Source organism: Actinoplanes sp. OR16 (assembly GCF_004001265.1).
Classification (GTDB): Bacteria; Actinomycetota; Actinomycetes; order Mycobacteriales; family Micromonosporaceae; genus Actinoplanes.
This window is the reverse complement of the sequence record NZ_AP019371.1, coordinates 3537561-3552984: the sequence shown is the minus strand read 5'-3', so window position 1 is coordinate 3552984 and position 15424 is coordinate 3537561. Positions and strand designations below refer to the sequence as shown.

Annotated in this window: 21 protein-coding genes and 1 riboswitch; of the genes, 15 read left to right on the top strand and 6 right to left on the bottom strand. The window is 69.5% G+C overall.

Annotation, left to right across the window (positions count from 1 at the left end):
- The first annotated feature begins 6 nt into the window (after positions 1–6).
- The 3 genes from EP757_RS16525 to EP757_RS16515 are packed head-to-tail and all read left to right on the top strand — an operon-like array spanning position 7 to position 1362.
- The gene (locus EP757_RS16525; RefSeq protein ID WP_127547046.1) at positions 7–306 is read left to right on the top strand and encodes a metalloregulator ArsR/SmtB family transcription factor; all 300 of its coding nucleotides are present in this window, start codon (positions 7–9) and stop codon (positions 304–306) included.
- Positions 303–704, top strand: coding sequence for a Fur family transcriptional regulator (locus EP757_RS16520; protein ID WP_127547044.1), 402 nt, complete (start codon positions 303–305; stop codon positions 702–704). Before EP757_RS16525 ends, EP757_RS16520 begins: the two co-directional genes overlap by 4 nt.
- Positions 705–720: 16 nt before the next feature.
- Complete coding sequence (locus tag EP757_RS16515; RefSeq protein ID WP_127547042.1) at positions 721–1362, top strand: hypothetical protein; 642 nt, start codon at positions 721–723, stop codon at positions 1360–1362.
- On the opposite strand, the gene EP757_RS16510 is transcribed toward EP757_RS16515, so the two are convergent.
- Together EP757_RS16510 and EP757_RS16505 are read right to left on the bottom strand one after the other, a co-directional pair.
- Positions 1295–1792, bottom strand: coding sequence for a DUF6328 family protein (locus EP757_RS16510; RefSeq protein ID WP_127547041.1), 498 nt, complete (start codon positions 1790–1792; stop codon positions 1295–1297). The two genes, EP757_RS16515 and EP757_RS16510, sit on opposite strands and share 68 nt — an antisense overlap.
- A gap of 31 nt (positions 1793–1823) precedes the next feature.
- Positions 1824–2648, bottom strand: coding sequence for an alpha/beta fold hydrolase (locus EP757_RS16505; RefSeq protein ID WP_174262404.1), 825 nt, complete (start codon positions 2646–2648; stop codon positions 1824–1826).
- 10 nt (positions 2649–2658) lie between these two features.
- Positions 2659–2764, top strand: a riboswitch (TPP riboswitch).
- A gap of 36 nt (positions 2765–2800) precedes the next feature.
- On the opposite strand from EP757_RS16505, the gene EP757_RS16500 reads away from it, so the two are divergent.
- The 11 genes from EP757_RS16500 (at position 2801) to EP757_RS16450 (ending at position 11343) form a co-directional block, all read left to right on the top strand.
- Complete coding sequence (locus EP757_RS16500) at positions 2801–3388, top strand: ECF transporter S component (protein WP_127547037.1); 588 nt, start codon at positions 2801–2803, stop codon at positions 3386–3388.
- Between the two features lie 3 nt (positions 3389–3391).
- Positions 3392–4822: an ABC transporter ATP-binding protein gene (locus EP757_RS16495; RefSeq protein WP_127547035.1), complete on the top strand. Its 1431-nt coding sequence runs from the start codon at positions 3392–3394 to the stop codon at positions 4820–4822.
- The gene (locus EP757_RS16490; protein ID WP_174262403.1) at positions 4819–5622 is read left to right on the top strand and encodes an energy-coupling factor transporter transmembrane protein EcfT; all 804 of its coding nucleotides are present in this window, start codon (positions 4819–4821) and stop codon (positions 5620–5622) included. Before EP757_RS16495 ends, EP757_RS16490 begins: the two co-directional genes overlap by 4 nt.
- Entirely contained in the window at positions 5612–5959 is a 348-nt protein-coding gene (locus EP757_RS43890) for a hypothetical protein (RefSeq protein ID WP_232050539.1), read from the top strand. The genes EP757_RS16490 and EP757_RS43890 overlap by 11 nt, the downstream gene beginning before the upstream one ends.
- A 140-nt stretch (positions 5960–6099) precedes the next feature.
- Positions 6100–6600 carry a hypothetical protein gene (locus EP757_RS43380; protein ID WP_197725524.1) on the top strand — a complete coding sequence of 167 codons (501 nt, stop codon included), beginning with the start codon at positions 6100–6102 and terminating at the stop codon, positions 6598–6600.
- Complete coding sequence (locus EP757_RS16475; RefSeq protein ID WP_127547033.1) at positions 6597–6968, top strand: type II toxin-antitoxin system VapC family toxin; 372 nt, start codon at positions 6597–6599, stop codon at positions 6966–6968. The genes EP757_RS43380 and EP757_RS16475 overlap by 4 nt, the downstream gene beginning before the upstream one ends.
- Before the next feature lie 198 nt (positions 6969–7166).
- Positions 7167–8804: a PHP domain-containing protein gene (locus EP757_RS16470; RefSeq protein ID WP_232050538.1), complete on the top strand. Its 1638-nt coding sequence runs from the start codon at positions 7167–7169 to the stop codon at positions 8802–8804.
- Positions 8801–9346 carry a hypothetical protein gene (locus tag EP757_RS16465; protein WP_232050537.1) on the top strand — a complete coding sequence of 182 codons (546 nt, stop codon included), beginning with the start codon at positions 8801–8803 and terminating at the stop codon, positions 9344–9346. The genes EP757_RS16470 and EP757_RS16465 overlap by 4 nt, the downstream gene beginning before the upstream one ends.
- 24 nt (positions 9347–9370) lie before the next feature.
- The gene (locus EP757_RS16460; protein WP_127547029.1) at positions 9371–10294 is read left to right on the top strand and encodes a 5,10-methylenetetrahydrofolate reductase; all 924 of its coding nucleotides are present in this window, start codon (positions 9371–9373) and stop codon (positions 10292–10294) included.
- 12 nt (positions 10295–10306) lie between these two features.
- Complete coding sequence (locus EP757_RS16455) at positions 10307–10600, top strand: MTH1187 family thiamine-binding protein (RefSeq protein ID WP_127547027.1); 294 nt, start codon at positions 10307–10309, stop codon at positions 10598–10600.
- On the top strand, positions 10597–11343 hold the full coding sequence (locus tag EP757_RS16450; protein WP_232050536.1) for an HAD family hydrolase: 747 nt from the start codon (positions 10597–10599) through the stop codon (positions 11341–11343). Before EP757_RS16455 ends, EP757_RS16450 begins: the two co-directional genes overlap by 4 nt.
- Here EP757_RS16450 and EP757_RS16445 read toward each other — a convergent pair.
- The 3 genes from EP757_RS16445 to recO are packed head-to-tail and all read right to left on the bottom strand — an operon-like array spanning position 11312 to position 13405.
- Entirely contained in the window at positions 11312–11812 is a 501-nt protein-coding gene (locus EP757_RS16445) for a phosphoglycerate mutase family protein (protein WP_255435705.1), read from the bottom strand. The genes EP757_RS16450 and EP757_RS16445 overlap by 32 nt on opposite strands.
- A gap of 37 nt (positions 11813–11849) precedes the next feature.
- The gene (locus EP757_RS16440) at positions 11850–12692 is read right to left on the bottom strand and encodes an isoprenyl transferase (RefSeq protein WP_370457827.1); all 843 of its coding nucleotides are present in this window, start codon (positions 12690–12692) and stop codon (positions 11850–11852) included.
- The gene (gene recO, locus EP757_RS16435) at positions 12629–13405 is read right to left on the bottom strand and encodes a DNA repair protein RecO (protein ID WP_127547023.1); all 777 of its coding nucleotides are present in this window, start codon (positions 13403–13405) and stop codon (positions 12629–12631) included. Before recO ends, EP757_RS16440 begins: the two co-directional genes overlap by 64 nt.
- A 108-nt stretch (positions 13406–13513) precedes the next feature.
- On the opposite strand from recO, the gene EP757_RS16430 reads away from it, so the two are divergent.
- Positions 13514–14278 carry a DUF4097 family beta strand repeat-containing protein gene (locus EP757_RS16430; protein ID WP_174262401.1) on the top strand — a complete coding sequence of 255 codons (765 nt, stop codon included), beginning with the start codon at positions 13514–13516 and terminating at the stop codon, positions 14276–14278.
- Positions 14279–14308: 30 nt separating this feature from the next.
- Here EP757_RS16430 and EP757_RS16425 read toward each other — a convergent pair whose 3' ends face one another.
- Complete coding sequence (locus EP757_RS16425) at positions 14309–15349, bottom strand: acyltransferase family protein (protein ID WP_127547021.1); 1041 nt, start codon at positions 15347–15349, stop codon at positions 14309–14311.
- Positions 15350–15424: the final 75 nt, after the last annotated feature.

Sequence of the window (15424 nt, the reverse complement as noted above, 5' to 3'; positions counted from 1 at the left end):
GCAGCCATGACGACCACCGGTTATGAAGCGTACGAGTCGGCGGGGGCGCTGCTGCGAGCCCTGTCCGCGCCCATCCGTGTGGCCATCGTGGTCGAACTTGGCGCCGGCGAGCGCTGCGTGCACGACCTCGTGGAGAAACTGGGCGCTCCTCAGCCCCTGGTCTCCCAGCACCTGCGGGTCCTGCGCGGCGCGGGCGTGGTGCGGGGTGTCCGGCAGGGCCGGGAGATCGCATACTCCCTGGTGGACGAACACGTCGCCCACATCGTCGCCGACGCGGTGAGCCATGCCAGGGAGAGCCGACTGTGAACCCCGAAACGACCCAGCGAAACACCAAGCAGCGCAGCGCCGTCAGTGCCGTCCTCGCCGAGACCGAGGGCTTCCACAGCGCGCAGGATCTGCACGCGATGCTGCGTGACCGGGGCGAGCGGGTCGGGCTGACCACGGTGTACCGGACACTGCAGGGTCTCGCCGACGCCGGCGAGATCGACGTGATGCGCCCGCCCGGCGGCGAGCACCTCTACCGCCGGTGCAGCCAGGGCCACCACCACCATCTGGTGTGCCGGTCTTGCGGCCGGACCGTCGAGGTGGCCGGACCGGCGGTGGAGTCCTGGGCGGAGAAGGTGGCGGGCCAGCACGGCTTCGTCGACGTCTCGCACACGCTCGAGATCTTCGGGACGTGCGAGGAGTGCGCCGCGAAGGGGTAGCTGACAAGCTTCCACTGTGAAGCTCTACGCCGACCGGCTCCCCACCGTGATCCGCCAGCTCCTCACCGACATCCTCGTCGTCCTCTGGATCTACCTCTGGATCCGGGTCGCCCTCTGGATCCACGACACCGTGGAGAAGCTGGCCGTGCCAGGTCAGAAACTGGAGAGCGCCGGCGCCGGCATCGCCGACAACCTGGCCGACGCGGGCGGCAAGGTGGGCCGGGTGCCGGTGGTCGGCGACGACCTGACCAAGCCGTTCACCGGGGCCGCCGACGCGGCCCGGTCGATCGCCGAGGCCGGTCAGCAGCAGCAGGACCTGGTCGGGCAGCTGGCGCTGATCCTGCCGGCCATCGCGATCTCGGTGCCGATCGCGCTGGTCGTCTTCCTCTGGCTGCCGCTGCGGCTGCGCTGGATGCGGCGAGCCGGGGTGGCGGCCGCGGTCCGCAACGATCCGGCCGGCCGCGACCTGCTGGCGCTGCGTGCTCTCGCCGGCCGGCCGCTCGGCGAGCTGACCAGGCTGGGCCCGGACATCGCGCAGAGCTGGCGGGCCGGCGACGACGATGCGGTGGACGCGCTGGCCGAGCTGGAACTCAGGAGTCTTGGTCTTCGTCCTCGCCCCAGTCCCGGTGGGCGAGCGGAAGCCCGGCCCAGAGTGTGACGAACCACAGACCGGTGATCACGGTGAGCGGGATCGCCCACTTCCAGTCGAGGACGTAGTCGGTGATCAGCAGGACGCTGCTGACCATCGAGACCAGCATGAAGCCGAGACCGCCGGTGGCCATCCGGTGCGCGTACCGGACCAGCTCGGGCTTGCGGCCCTGGCGGAACAGCGCACGGTGGAAAGCCACCGGAGAAATGATCATCGCGGTGGCGAAGGCGGCACTGATCAGCGCGACGATGTAGGTGTCCCGCTGGAACTCGGTGGCCTTCGGGAAGCCGTTGCTGAACGGCAGCGTCAGCAGGAACGCGAAGAGGATCTGCACGCCGGTCTGCGCGACGCGCAACTCCTGGAGCAGGTCCGCGAAATTCCGGTCCCAGCGCTCCTTCTCTGTCTCTTTATTGCGGGGGGAAGGTGTATCGACGGCCATGACGCGCCAGCGTTCCCACTGGCGGGCATGGTCAAACTCCGATACGTGCCAGGGCCGCGTCAGCCAGCTCACGCGGTGCCTCCTCCGGGACCCAATGGCTGACGCCGCGCATCGCCCAGAGCTGGTAGTCGGCGGAGACCCAGTCGGCGGTGCGCAGCGCGGCGGTCAGTCCCACCACCCCGTCCCGGTCGCTCCACACGTACGTGGTCGGCACCGTGATCACACCGGTGCGCGCGATCTGATCCGTGGTGAACGCCCGGTACCAGTTGAGGCCGCCGGTCAGCCGGCCCGGCTCACGGGCGGCGTCGACGTACGCCTGCACCCGCCGCGCCACCAGCGGCCGCAGCATCCAGCGCAGCACCGCGGCGTCCCGGGCCAGGAGCAGCCGCTCAGCGCGGGAGGAGCGGAACACTTCGAAGTACGCGAGGCGCGCCTTCTGCGACGGCCGCACCCGCAGGGCGAGCAGCAGCGCGCGGGGGTGCGGCACGGAGACGGCGGTCAGCGTACGCAGGCGCTCCGGGTGATTCGCTGCGAGCAGCCATCCGACCTGCGCACCCCAGTCGTGGCCGATGACGTGGACGCGTTCCACGCCGAGCTCGTCGAGCACGGCCACGGCGTCGGCCACCGCTTCCCGCAGTCGATAGGCGTCGACGTCCGCCGGGCGGGCGCCGGGCGAGTAGCCGCGCTGGTTCAGCGCGTAGGTCCGCAGCCCGGCGTCATTCAAAATCGGGACGAGTCGGTCGAACTCCCGATTGTCCTGCGGGAAACCGTGCAACAGCAGGACCGGTTCCCCATCATCCGGACCGCTCGCCGACACTTCAAAAGTGAGCCCACGGACCTGAAGTGTTAGGTTCATCCGAACCAATCTAATCCGACAGGGGAGCGCACAGCGCTGAGAGTGCGGTCGAAAGCCGCAGACCCTAGTACCTGATCTGGGTAATGCCAGCGCAGGAAGCTCGGTCTCTTCTCTATGCACGCGTCTCTTCCCGGTAACCGCTGGGAGGCGTAATGACAGACAACACCCATCGATGGCGAACGATAGATATCGTGATCGCCTCCGTCATCGCCGTGGCCTTCGGCGTGATCTTCTGGGCCTGGGGCACGGTCTGGAGCGTCACCGAGGGCGCCTTCACGTTCTTCCCGCCGGCCCAGGCGATCCTCTACGGCATCTGGCTGGTCCCGGCCGTCCTCTCCGGGCTGATCATCCGGAAGCCCGGGGCGTCGCTCTACACCGAGACCGTCGCGGCGCTCATCGCCGCGCTGCTCGGCAGCCAGTGGGGCGGCACCACCATCCCCCAGGGCCTGGTCCAGGGCCTCGGCGCCGAACTGGCGTTCGCGGCCTTCCTCTACCGCTCCTGGAAGCTGCCGGCCGCCCTGCTCGCCGGCGCGCTGACCGGCCTGAGCGCGGCGATCTTCGACTTCTTCGTCTGGAACTCGGAGTACGCCCTGCTCAGCTATCGCCTGCCGTACGCCGCCTTCACCATCCTGAGTAGCGTGATCATCGCGGGTCTGGGCAGCTGGGCCCTGGTCCGGGCGCTCGCGCCGACCGGCGTGCTGGATCGGTTCGGAGCAGGCCGGGACAGGGCACTCATCTAAGTCATGAGTGAGGTTCAGCTCCGCGGCTTCGGGTGGCGGCACGCCGGGCGCCGCGCCTGGGCGGTCCGCGGACTCGACCTGCACGTCCGGCACGGCGAGCGGGTGCTGCTGCTCGGGCCTTCGGGGGCCGGGAAGAGCACGCTGCTCGCCGCGCTGGCAGGCCTGCTCCCGTCCGATTCCGGTCAGTCCGAGGGCAGCATCGAGATCGATGGGCTTGATCCGTCGAAGGCGCGCGACAAGGTCGGCATCGTCTTCCAAGATCCGCAGACGCAACTCGTGATGGCCCGTAGCGGCGACGACGTGGCGTTCGGCCTGGAGAACCGGGGCGTGCCGGCCGGGGAGATCTGGCCGCGGGTCAGCGACGTCCTCGATCGGGTCGGCTTCCCGTACCCGATCAGTCGCTCGACCGCGGCCCTCTCCGGCGGCGAGGCGCAGCGCCTGGCGCTCGCCGGCGTCCTGGCTCTCCGGCCTGGCCTGCTGCTTCTCGATGAGCCGACGGCGAACCTCGACCCGCCCGGCGCGGCGTTGATCCGCGAGTCGCTGGCCCGCGCGACCGGCCCGGACACGACGATGATCATCGTGGAGCATCGGGTGGCCGAGGCGCTGCCGCTCGTCGATCGGGTCGTCGTCCTGGATCCGGGCGGTGGGGTCCGCGCGGACGGCGCGCCCGAGCTGATCTTCGCCGCCTACGGCGACAAGCTGGCGGAGGACGGGGTCTGGGTGCCAGGCTTCAGCTTCGCGCCGGTCAAAGCCACTTCAAGATCAAAGTCCGATTTTGTACGGGTGGAGCACGCTGCGGTCCACAGTCGCCTCCGACCGGTGTCGATCGCGGCCGGCGAAGGCGAGGTGCTGGCCGTCACCGGCCCGAACGGCACCGGCAAGTCCACCCTCGCACTGCTCATGGGCGGGCTGCTCGCGCCCACCGCCGGGCGGATCACGGCGTTCGGCGACAAGCGGCCCCCGCATCGATGGCGCGCCGCCACGCTGACCCAGCGGATCGGATCGGTCTTCCAGAACCCGGAGCACCAGTTCGTCACCGGCCGGGTCGCCGACGAACTCGCGCTCGGTCCCCGCCGGATCGGCCGCTCCCCAGCCGAGGTCCGCGCCGTCGTCGACGAGCTGCTGCAGCGGCTGCGGCTCGACAAGCTGGCGGAGGCGAACCCGTACACCCTCTCCGGCGGCGAGGCACGGCGGCTCAGCGTCGCCACGGCGCTCGCCACCGCGCCCCGGCTGCTGGTGCTGGACGAGCCCACGTTCGGTCAGGACCGGCGTACCTGGCTGGAACTGGTCACCCTGCTGGCGGAGTTGCGGACGGCCGGGCACGGGATCGTCGCGGTCACCCACGACGAGGCGTTCGTCCGTACGCTCGCCGACCGCACGGTACCCCTCGGCGAACCCGATCCCGACCCGCTGCCCCGGAGGGTCCGGCCGTGACCTTGGCCTTCGAACCCATCGCCGACCCGTCCGCGCCGCTCGCCCGCCGCAACCCGGTCGCCAAGCTGGGTGCCGCGCTGCTCTTCTCGCTGCCGCTGATCGCCACCGTGGACCCGTTCACCGCGGCCGTGGCGCTGGCCGTCGAGCTGGCGGTGCTCCCGTTCTTCGGTGTCCGATTCCGGCACCTCGCGAAGCGGGCCGCGCCGCTGCTGTTCGCGGCCGCCGGCGTACTCGTGGCGATGACCATGTTCGCTGCCGACCGCAGTGGCGCCCTGCTCTTCTCGGCCGGCCCGTTCGACGTGACCACCGGGGTGCTCGCGAGCGCTGCCGGACTGGTCCTGCGCCTGTTCGCGGTGGCGCTGCCCGGCATCGTCGTCTTCGCCACCACCGACCCGACCGACCTGGCCGACGCGCTCGTGCAGAACGCGAAGACACCGGCCCGGTTCGCGATCGGCGCGCTCGCCGCGTTCCGGCTGCTCCCGCTGCTCGCGAGCGAATGGCGGACGCTCACGCTGGCCCGCCGCGCCCGGGGCATCGACGCCGGGCACAACCCGATCGCGCGGCTGCGCCTCTTCGTCTCGGCTTCCTTCGCGCTGATCGTGGGCGCGCTGCGCCGCGGCGTCCGGCTGGCGGTCGCGATGGATGCCCGCGGTTTCGACGCACAGACGCCCCGGACGTACGCCCGCCGTCAATATTTCACCGGAGCAGACGCCGCTCTGATGGTGGCCGCGATCGCCGCCTCCACCGCGATCCTGACGCTCTCCGTGCTGCTCGGCTACTTCAAGCCGGTTGTCGGCTGACCGTTCCTCCCGCCGTCACGAGATCGACAACGGAAGCGTCCCGAAGTCCGAGCTCTCCCCCGGCGACAAGTCCCGCCGTAACTTCCTGCTCGGCGCGGGCCTGCTCGGCGCCGGCGCCGCGGCCTCCGTGCTCGCGCACCCGGGCGCCGCCTCGGCAGCCGGCCTTCCGCACACCCACGCGCCTCAGGGCGGCGGTACGGACAAGGGCGGGTTCAAGTGGCTCGCCGGCGACCACCACATGCCGGCAACCACCAGGCTGTTTGCGATCCAAGCAGCCCAACACGCTCCGGATTCCCCAAGCGCGATACGGATGACCTGTTCGGGCGCGCCGATCTGATGAAGCGGGGTATCGGCACCTTGCTGATGACCGCGATCCTGGCCGAGGCCCCCCCACTCGGGACCCCCTGCTCAGTTGGTGCTGCGTTTGCTTGATTTGCTTTCTCTGTTTGCGCTAGGCTCGCGCCGGAGGTGATCCGCATGGCGACCATCGAGGTCGACGAGTACACGAAGTTCACCGTGGCGTTCGCGGCTCGAATGGCAAACCTTTCGGAGAGCGCGATCATTCGTCGCCTGGTGGAAGGCAGCGCCCTGACCGCCGACAAGCACCCCGAGCCCATCGACAAGAGCGTCACGGTCTATGCCGACTATGAAGGACATCGGGTCCGTGCCAGATTCACCGAGCCGGCCCGAGTCGAGATCATTGACGGCCCACTCGCAGGTCAGTCATTCAAGACCCCAACCGGTGCCGCACGCGCGGTGGTCAGGGAATACAACCCCACCATCAACGACAACCGCAACGGTTGGACCTTCTGGCAGATCGACAACGAGTCCGGCGTGCGCACACCCTTACAGTCGATCCGGCCCGGCACAGTCAGGTCCGGGCGAGGTTCCCTGAAGGGCCGCATCGTCGCTTCCGAGGACTGGGACTCAACGGAGGTCAACGAGAGCATCGCCGATGACTTCGGGCTCGCACCATGAGCCTTCTCCTCGACACCCACATCGTGATCTGGTGGCTCACGGACGACCCCACCCTTGCCGATGAGATCAAGGATCGCCTGGACCAGGAACTCGACGTTTACGTCAGTTCAGCAACGGTATGGGAAGTCGCCATCAAACAAGCGCTTGGCAAGCTCGACCCGCCCGACCTGCCCGAGCAGATACGCGATAGCGGCTTCCGGCCTCTGAATATCACCGCCGAGCACGCAATAGCGGCGGGACGGTTGCCGATGCATCACCGCGACCCGTTCGACCGCATCCTGATAGCCCAAGCTCAACTCGAAGATCTGACACTGGTGACTCGTGACACTCACATCCAGATGTATGACGTCGATGTCCTGACCGCTTGAGGGCGCTGGCTGAGGTGACATCAGACAGTGGCTGTTCGCCACCCGGCCACTGAATCGACGAACTCCGTTCCGGTCGTTTGACGAGGGTGACGCAGACCGCGTATTTCGATCTTCGGCAGGAGCGACCAGATGGGTCACGGCCACGACCACTCTCATGCAGTCGAGCACGTCGGCGGCGATGCGCCTGATGCCCTCGACATGTCAATTCCGGACAACGAGTTGTCGCCCTCCGACGCCACACGTCGCCGTTTCCTGCTCGGGGCTGGCCTGCTCGGCGCGGGTGCGGCAGCCTCGGTGCTCGCGAACCCGTCAGTGGCCGCCGCTTCGGGGCTTCCCCACGCGCACGGCCCCTCGGGAGGCGGTACCGCCAAGGGCGGGTTCATTTTTCTCGCCGGCGACCACCACATCCACACCCAGTACAGCTCGGACGCCCAGTACCGGGTGCTCGACCAGGCGCAGAAGGGCCAGGCGTACGGCCTGGACTGGCTGGTCATCACCGACCACGGCAGCGCCGCCCACGCCAAGATCGGTGTGGAGAAGGTCAACCCGGACATCGTGAAGACCCGGGAGGAGCTCAAGGGCCTGCTCACGTTCCAGGGCCTGGAGTGGAACATCCCGGCCGCCGAGCACGCCACCGTGTTCGTCACGCCGTCGAAGAACGAGGTCGAGGTTCTCAAGCAGTTCGAGAACGCGTACGACGGCACCTTCGCGCCGGCCACGAACACCGCCGCGCAGAACGAGGCCCTGGCGATCGCCGGCATCAAGTTCCTCGGCGAGCAGGTGAAGAAGCGCAAGATCGACGGCGCGCTGTTCTTCGCGAACCACCCGTCCCGGCGCGGCATCGACTCGCCGCACGAGATCCGCGGCTGGCGCGACGCCGACCCGACCGTGGCGGTCGGCTTCGAGGGCGCCCCCGGCCACCAGGCCGCCGGCATCCCGGCCCCGAACGGCCGTGGCGGCGCCCGTGGCTACTACGACAACAACCCGTCGGCCGCGTCGTTCCCGCTCTACCCGCTGGAGACCTACCGCACCTGGGGCGGCTTCGACTGGATGACCTCCACGGTCGGCGGCCTCTGGGACAGCCTGCTCGCCGAGGGCAAGGCGTGGTGGATCACCGTCAACTCGGACAGCCACGTCAACTACCTGGACCAGACCGACCGTGGCCCGGGCAGCGACTTCAACGCCGACGGCAAGTACAACGACCCGGTCTACACCGGCACGGTGAACACCCAGGCCGGCGACTTCTGGCCGGGCTTCTACGGCCGGACCAACGTGGGCGCGTCGTCGTTCTCGTACAAGGCCGTCGTCGACGGTCTGCGCGCCGGCCGCGTCTGGGTCGACCACGGCCGGCTGATCAAGGGTCTCGACGCCCAGGTCCGGGTCGCCGGTGACCGCCGCAGCCACACCGGCACCCCGCTCGGCGGCGTGCTGCGGGTCAAGAGGGGCACCTCGACCGAGCTGACCCTCGAGATCGACCTCCAGGACGTTCCGAACTGGGCCGGCTTCATCCCGGTCCTCAAGCGGGTCGACGTGATCGCCGGGACGGTGACCGGCCCGGTCGCCGACCGGGACGCCTTCACCACCCCGAACACCAAGGTGGTCAAGTCCTTCGAGATCTCGAAGACCAGCGGCAAGGTTTCCCTCACCTACCGCCTCGGCCGTCTCGACAAGCCGTTCTACCTGCGGCTCCGCGGAACCGACGGCAACCGCACCCAGCCCGGTCTGCTGGGCGCCGCGGTCGACCCGTACGGCCCGCAGCTCGACGTGGCCGGCGCCGCCGACCCGTGGGGTGACCTGTGGTTCTACACCAACCCCATCTGGGTCCTGCCCCGATGACGTTCTCCGTAGCGCCGGCCACCTCGGTGGCCGGCGTGACCCTTCCGCCGGGACCCGCTTCGCCCGGCGCCGCCCGCATCGTCGGGATCAGCCTCGGTCACGCGACGCTCGCCGAGGCCGACCACTGGATCGGCGGGCTGTCCCCGGCCCCGGTCCTGGCGTGCACCCACCTGGTCTCGGCGCCGCACCCGCACGTCGCGATCAGCCTGCTCACCGCGCTGCCCTTCGAGACCACGCCGGAGCTGGCGCCGGCCGCCTCCGCCGCCGCGACCGGGCAGTCCGGGCGGGCGGTCCGGTTCCCCGGCGTCGAACGGCTGACCGGCGAACTCACGGTCAGCGAGATCCTGCAGCGCAGCTCGATCTCCCGGATCGAGGTGCTCGGCAGCGGCCCCGCCGACCCGGACACCGTGGTCGACACCGGCGATTTCGTCCGCCCTCAGTTCCGCGGCGGCGAACTCGTGCTGGTCACCACCCCGGCCGCCGGCGGACGCCTGATTCCGTTCGAAAGGCGGGATCCCACCCCCTGCTGTGCCGACCACTGATCGGCACTTCCCTAATGTGGGGGTATGACTCGCCCCCGCCTGCCCCGACTGCTGGCCGAGACGCGCAGCGGCGTGCTGCTCTTCAGCATCACGCCGCCCCGGCGCAGCACCGCCGAGGACCGGGTCACCGAGATCGCCAAGGTCACCCTGGACCGGCTCAGCGGCCTCGACCTGGACGGCCTGATCCTCTACGACATCGACGACGAGTCGGACCGCAACCCTGACGAGCGCCCGTTCCCGTTCTCAGCGACGCTGGACCCGGCCCGCTACTACGCCGATCATCTGAGCGGCTGGGACAAGCCGGTCGTCATCTACCGCTGCGTCGGCAAATACGCCGCCGACGAACTCCGCGAGTGGATGGCCGGCGTCGACGAGAAGGTTCTGAGTGTCTTCGTAGGCGCCTCCTCCGGGGGCAAGACGGTCCGGACGAACCTGCGCGAGGCGCAGAAGCTGCGAGCAGAGGTGCGTCCGGAGCTGCCACTCGGCGCCGTCGTGATCAGCGAACGGCAGGACGAGCATCTCCGCATGCTGGCGAAGCAGGAACGCGGCGCCGGATTCTTCATCTCCCAGGTCGTCTATCACGTCAACGAGACGAAGAACCTGCTCTCCGACTATTACTACGCCTGCCGGGAGCGAGGCACCCAGCCCTTATCGGTCATCTTTACGCTCTCCCTGTGCGGCTCCCTGAAAACCCTGGAATTCCTGGGCTGGCTGGGCGTCGACGTCCCCCGCTGGCTGCAGAACTCCCTGCGGCACTCCGAGGACCCGCTGGCCGAGTCGTACCGCCAGTGCATCGCGATCGCCCGCGACCTCATCGACTTCTGCGAGCACCTGGGCATCCCCTACGGCTTCAACGTGGAGAACGTCTCCATCCGCAGAACCGAGATCGAAGCCACCACCGACCTCGCCGCCGAAGTGGCCGAGCTCCTGCGCTACCGCCGCCACTGAGAGAATGGCGGCATGCTCGTTGCCTTCTCCGTCACCCCGATCGGCGCCGGCGACTCCGTGGGAGACGCCGTCGCCGAGGCGGTCCGGGTCGTTCGCGCCTCCGGGCTGCCGAACCGGACCGATGCCATGTTCACCACGATCGAGGGCGAGTGGGACGAGGTGATGGCCGTCGTGAGACAGGCCGTGGACGCCGTCGCGGCAGTGTCGCCCCGGGTCAGCCTCTCGCTCAAGGCCGACATCAGGCCCGGCGTCACCGATGCGCTCACCGCGAAGGTCGAGCACATCGAGCGGGTGCTCGGCCAGTGACGGCCGCGGGCACCGCGAGGACGACCTGCCGGGAAGGCGCCGGCGTACGACGGCGGCTGGTCATGTGGGACATCGACTACACCCTGCTGCGCGGCGGCGGCGTCGCGGCCCGCAGCTGGAAGGCCGCGTTCACCGAGCTGACCGGGATCCCCTGGCGGGATACGCCGATCTTCGGCGGGCGGACCGACCTGGACATCTGCGCCGAGGTGTTCGCCGTGCACGGTGTGACCGACTGCACGCCGGAGCGGTTCTTCGCCCGGTACGCCGAACTGGTGCTGGAGGTCCGGCACGAGTTCGCCGAGCAGGGATCGCTGATGCCCGGTGTCCGTGAGGTGCTCACCCACCTCGGCGACGACCCGGGGATCGTGCAGACGCTGGTGACCGGCAACGTCCCCGCCGTCGCCCGGGCCAAGGTGGCCGCCTTCGGGCTGGACGACGCCTTCGACGCCGAGGTCGGCGGGTACGGCACCGACGACAGCGTCCGCGCCGGCCTCGTCCGGCGCAGCCTGGAACGGGCCGAGGCGAAGTACGGCGAACGCTTCCACCCGGTCGTCATCGGCGACACCGTCAACGACGTCACCGCGGCGCTGGCGAACGACGCGGTGGTGGTGGCCGTCGCGACCGGTTCGACGCCGGCCGCGGAGCTGGTCGCGGCGGGGGCGCACACCGTGCTGCCCGACCTCGGCGACCTGGAGCGGACCATCGCAGCGATCAGGGCCGCAGCTCCGGGGGGAATCCGGTGAACCGCAACTCCGCCGGCAGGTGCGTCAGGTCGTTCACCAGGATCACGCGAGGCACCTGCCCGGCCGGATAGCGGATCAGGGTGACCCCGCCGTTGCACAGGTTCACGACCCGGAATCGCTCGGGTGGCGCTGCGTACGCATCCCGGAGGAACCAGCCCACCTGGAAGTTGTGGGTGATCACGAGCTCGTGACTCTCCTCCGCCACGGGACCCGTGAACCGCGTGATCATCGCGGCCGCGGCGGGCCGGTCGTCGGCGGGCACCCGGTCGTCGAGCTCGGGCGCCTCCCGCACCGGCACGTCCGGGAAACGCCGGGCGACCACCTGGGCGGTACGCACGGCCCGCGGCTTCGGACTGTGGCTGATCGCCTCCAGCGGAACCCCCGCGAGCCGCGCAGCGACGAGCTCGGCCTGCTGCCGCCCGGCCGTCGTCAGATCGGACTGATCGGGCACGGCCTCACCGTGCCGCACGAGCCAGACATGCCGAACGGCCACAGCGACCAACCCCCTAGGTCGGGCTCACCGGGTTCGGCAGCGCACCCCCGAACCGGCGGTCTCGTTGCGCGTACAACTCGCACGCATACCAAAGGTGACGCCGATCGAAGTCCGGCCACAAGGTGTCCAGGTAGACCATTTCCGCGTACGCCGACTGCCACAGCAGGAAGTTGGACGTCCGCTGCTCGCCGGAGGGCCGCAGGAACATGTCCACGTCCGGCACCTCGGGGTGGTAGAGGTACCGCTGGATGGTCTTCTCGTTGACCTTGTCGGCTTTGAGTCTGCCGGCCGCCACGTCACGGGCGATCGCCGCGGCGGCGTCCGCGATCTCGGCCTGGCCGCCGTAGTTCACGCAGAACTGCAGGGTGAGCGTCTTGTTGCCACGGCTCATCTCCTCGGCGGTCTGCAGCTCGGAGATGACGCTCTTCCACAAGCGGCCGGCCCGGCCCGACCACACCACCCGGACGCCGAGGTCGACCAGCTGGTCCCGGCGGCGCCGGATGACGTCGCGGTTGAAGCCCATGAGGAAGCGCACCTCCTCGGGCGAGCGCTTCCAGTTCTCGGTGGAGAAGGCATAGGCCGAGAGGTACGGGATACCGAGCTCGATCGCCCCCTCGATCGTGTCGAACAGGCTGTATTCGCCCTGCTCGTGCCCCTTGGTCCGGGACAGGCCCCGCTCCTTGGCCCAGCGGCCGTTGCCGTCCATGACGATCGCCACGTGTTTCGGCAGGGCGGCCGCCGGCAATCGGGGTGGCCGGACGCCGGAGATGTGCGGGGTGGGCGGACGCGGGCTCACTGGTTCAACTCCCGTCGATCGACGAGCGGCAGCGATCGCAGCGCTCGTTCCATGTGCCATTGCAGGTGGGCGGCGACCAGGCCGCTGCACTCCCGGCGCACCGAAGGCGCGGACGAGTCGGCGACCGCCCAGTCACCGGAGGTCAGCGCGGACATCAGGCCGAGGGTGTCCGGGCTGGGGTGGGCGGCGCCGGGCGGGCGGCAGTCGGGGCAGACCGCGCCGCCGGCCGGGACCGCGAACGCGGCGTGCCGGCCCTGGTCGCCGCAGACCGCGCACTCGTCGACGGCCGGCGCCCAGCCGGCGAACGCCATCGCGCGCAGCAGGTAGGCGTCGAGGACCAGGCTGCCGGCGTGCTCCCCGGCGGCGAGGGCCTTGAGCGCGCCGAGGGTGAGCTGGAACAGCCGCAGCGAGGGCTCCCGCTCGACCGGGGTGAGCCGCTCGGCGGTCTCGCAGATCGCACTCGCCGCGGTGTAGCGCGGGTAGTCACCCAGAAGCCTCTTGCCGCACAGATCGATCGCCTCGACCTGGCTGACCGAGTGCAGCGACGAACCCACCCCCTCAGGGGAGCCGGCCAGCTGCAGGTCGATGTGGCCGAACGGCTCGAGCCGGGCCCCGAACCGCGACGACGTGCGCCGCACGCCCCGGGCGACCGCGCGCAGGCGGCCGTGCCGGCGGGTCAGCAGAGTGACGATGCGGTCGCTCTCGCCGAGTTTCTGCACACGCAGGACCACCGCGTCGTCGCGGTAGAGGTGGCGTCGGTATCCGGCAGGCACCCCGCCATTCTGCCCGGTGCCTACGACAAACCCTGACCCGGATCTCAGGGTCGCCTCCGGGACGGGACCGATGGTGCTGACAGTGCCCTGAGAAATAGCGTCAGGGACATGAGCCGAAGAGTTGCCCTTGTCCTCGCCGCCGCCTCGGTGGTCGCTCTGGCCGGCTGTGACGGCGTGGTCGGCGCGACGATGACCTTCAACGACACCGAGACGGCGAAGATCACCGACCTCGTCCTCTCCGGCACCAGCGGCGATGTGGTCCTGACCACGGGCAGCTCCACCGAGACCCGGATCACCCGGGTGGTCCGCGGGTCGAGCAACCCCGGCCCGTCATACACACTCTCCGGCACCACGCTGAACATCGCGACCGACTGCGGCCGCAACTGCCACGTCTCCTACGAGATCACCACACCGGCCGGCGTCGGCGTCCGGGGCAACCTGACATCCGGCGACCTGAGCTTCTCCGGGACCGGCGCCGTCGAGCTGAAGATGACCTCCGGCGACATCGTGGTGGAGAGCGCCACCGGCCCGGTGAAGATCGAGGCGACCTCCGGCGACATCATGGTGACCGACGCGCCGGCCCTGACGGTCGAGCTGACCTCGGGCAACGTCATCGGCCAGCGCATCGCCGGCCCGATCGAGGCCACCGCCACCTCCGGCGACATGAACTTCGACCTCAGCAAGCCGGCCTCGGTGACAGCCTCGGTCCACAGCGGCGACCTGGACCTCATGGTCCCCGAAGGCGACTACCAGGTCCGCACCGAGACGGGCAGCGGCGACGCCACCGCCGAGAACATCAAGAACACGCCGGGAGCAGCGAACGTCCTCGATCTGCGGACGCGGAGTGGCGACCTGTTCGTGACCACTCGATAGCGGATGGGTCCGGGAGAGCCGGGGGTCCGGCTAGACCGACGTTGACGCCGGGGCCGGGGCTTGGGCTGGTGCTGGGGAGACCGGCACCGGCATGCGTGCCTGGCCTGGGATCAGTTGCGGACGTCGGCCTGCTGCCACGTCCTCGACCCAGCCCACCGCCGCCAGCACGAGACCTAGCAGGACGAAGACCACTGCCGCACGCCAGGTGATGCCCACCCAGCCACCCACCGGTAGGCCGTGGGCCTCGCCTACCTGGGTCACCGCCACGATGATCGGGATGTGCCAGAGGTAGATGGTCAGTGCCCTCGCGTTCAGCACCGTCAGCACGCGGTTCTCGCGGACCATCGGTGCGGAGCCCAGGGCCACCAGGATGAATGCGGCGGACCAGAGGGCGTTGCCGATCGGGATGTCGTTGAGGTCGTAGCCTCGCGGTCCCGGATGCGTGATCGTCCAGGCCGCAGCCGGCACTGCCAGCGCCGCCGCCACGATCAGGAGCTTCTTGCGCCCGAGCCGGCTCAGGTGGCCGTCGTGGTGGGCGAAGCCGAGGAGCCAGGCGCCGCCGTACAAAGCAAGATCATGTGCAATGGCCGGCGCCGCGAAATCTCCAAGATCCAGGATCAGCAGCGCTCCATAAGGCACCAAAACCGAAATCAGAGGAAATTTCCGGAAAAGTGGTAGAAGGAGTGGGGACAACAGTACGAACCACAGGAAGTCTCGCAGATACCACGTGTGGCTCAGCGCCTGCATCCACCAGCCCGTCGCCTCCGGGTCCACGATCGGGAATCCCCAGAGCAGCAGGTGTACGTCGAACGGGGTGCCGGCGATCAGCATCGCCGGCACCGCGATCAACAGTCCGAGAACCCACAGGGACGGCAGCAGCCTCCGCAGCCGGCGCTCCACCGACCAGACGCCGAACCGGTCCAGCGACGCGGCCATCAGCGAGCCTGCCAGGGCGAACATCACCGACATGGCCGGGAAGACCACTGTCAGCGCCGTCCACCCGGTGAGGTGGTAGACCACGACCCGCACGGTCGCCACGGCGCGAAGCAGGTCCAGGTACCGGTTCCGCATGACCGAAGGTGTTACCCGGCTGCGACCGAAAAGCGCAAATCCCGGTGAATTATCCCATAGTCAGAAAATGTCTAA

Excerpts from the sequence above, each read along its gene's own strand:
- EP757_RS16500 (WP_127547037.1), top strand. The coding sequence starts at position 2,801 with ATGACAGACAACACCCATCGATGGCGAACGATAGATATCGTGATCGCC.
- EP757_RS16460 (WP_127547029.1), top strand. The coding sequence starts at position 9,371 with ATGACTCGCCCCCGCCTGCCCCGACTGCTGGCCGAGACGCGCAGCGGC.
- EP757_RS16495 (WP_127547035.1), top strand. The coding sequence starts at position 3,392 with ATGAGTGAGGTTCAGCTCCGCGGCTTCGGGTGGCGGCACGCCGGGCGC.
- EP757_RS16470 (WP_232050538.1), top strand. The coding sequence starts at position 7,167 with ATGTCAATTCCGGACAACGAGTTGTCGCCCTCCGACGCCACACGTCGC.
- EP757_RS16425 (WP_127547021.1), bottom strand. The coding sequence starts at position 15,349 with ATGCGGAACCGGTACCTGGACCTGCTTCGCGCCGTGGCGACCGTGCGG.
- EP757_RS16525 (WP_127547046.1), top strand. The coding sequence starts at position 7 with ATGACGACCACCGGTTATGAAGCGTACGAGTCGGCGGGGGCGCTGCTG.
- EP757_RS16430 (WP_174262401.1), top strand. The coding sequence starts at position 13,514 with ATGAGCCGAAGAGTTGCCCTTGTCCTCGCCGCCGCCTCGGTGGTCGCT.
- EP757_RS16475 (WP_127547033.1), top strand. The coding sequence starts at position 6,597 with ATGAGCCTTCTCCTCGACACCCACATCGTGATCTGGTGGCTCACGGAC.
- EP757_RS16440 (WP_370457827.1), bottom strand. The coding sequence starts at position 12,692 with ATGGCACATGGAACGAGCGCTGCGATCGCTGCCGCTCGTCGATCGACG.
- EP757_RS16510 (WP_127547041.1), bottom strand. The coding sequence starts at position 1,792 with ATGGCCGTCGATACACCTTCCCCCCGCAATAAAGAGACAGAGAAGGAG.
- EP757_RS16505 (WP_174262404.1), bottom strand. The coding sequence starts at position 2,648 with ATGAACCTAACACTTCAGGTCCGTGGGCTCACTTTTGAAGTGTCGGCG.
- EP757_RS16465 (WP_232050537.1), top strand. The coding sequence starts at position 8,801 with ATGACGTTCTCCGTAGCGCCGGCCACCTCGGTGGCCGGCGTGACCCTT.
- EP757_RS16455 (WP_127547027.1), top strand. The coding sequence starts at position 10,307 with ATGCTCGTTGCCTTCTCCGTCACCCCGATCGGCGCCGGCGACTCCGTG.
- EP757_RS43380 (WP_197725524.1), top strand. The coding sequence starts at position 6,100 with ATGGCGACCATCGAGGTCGACGAGTACACGAAGTTCACCGTGGCGTTC.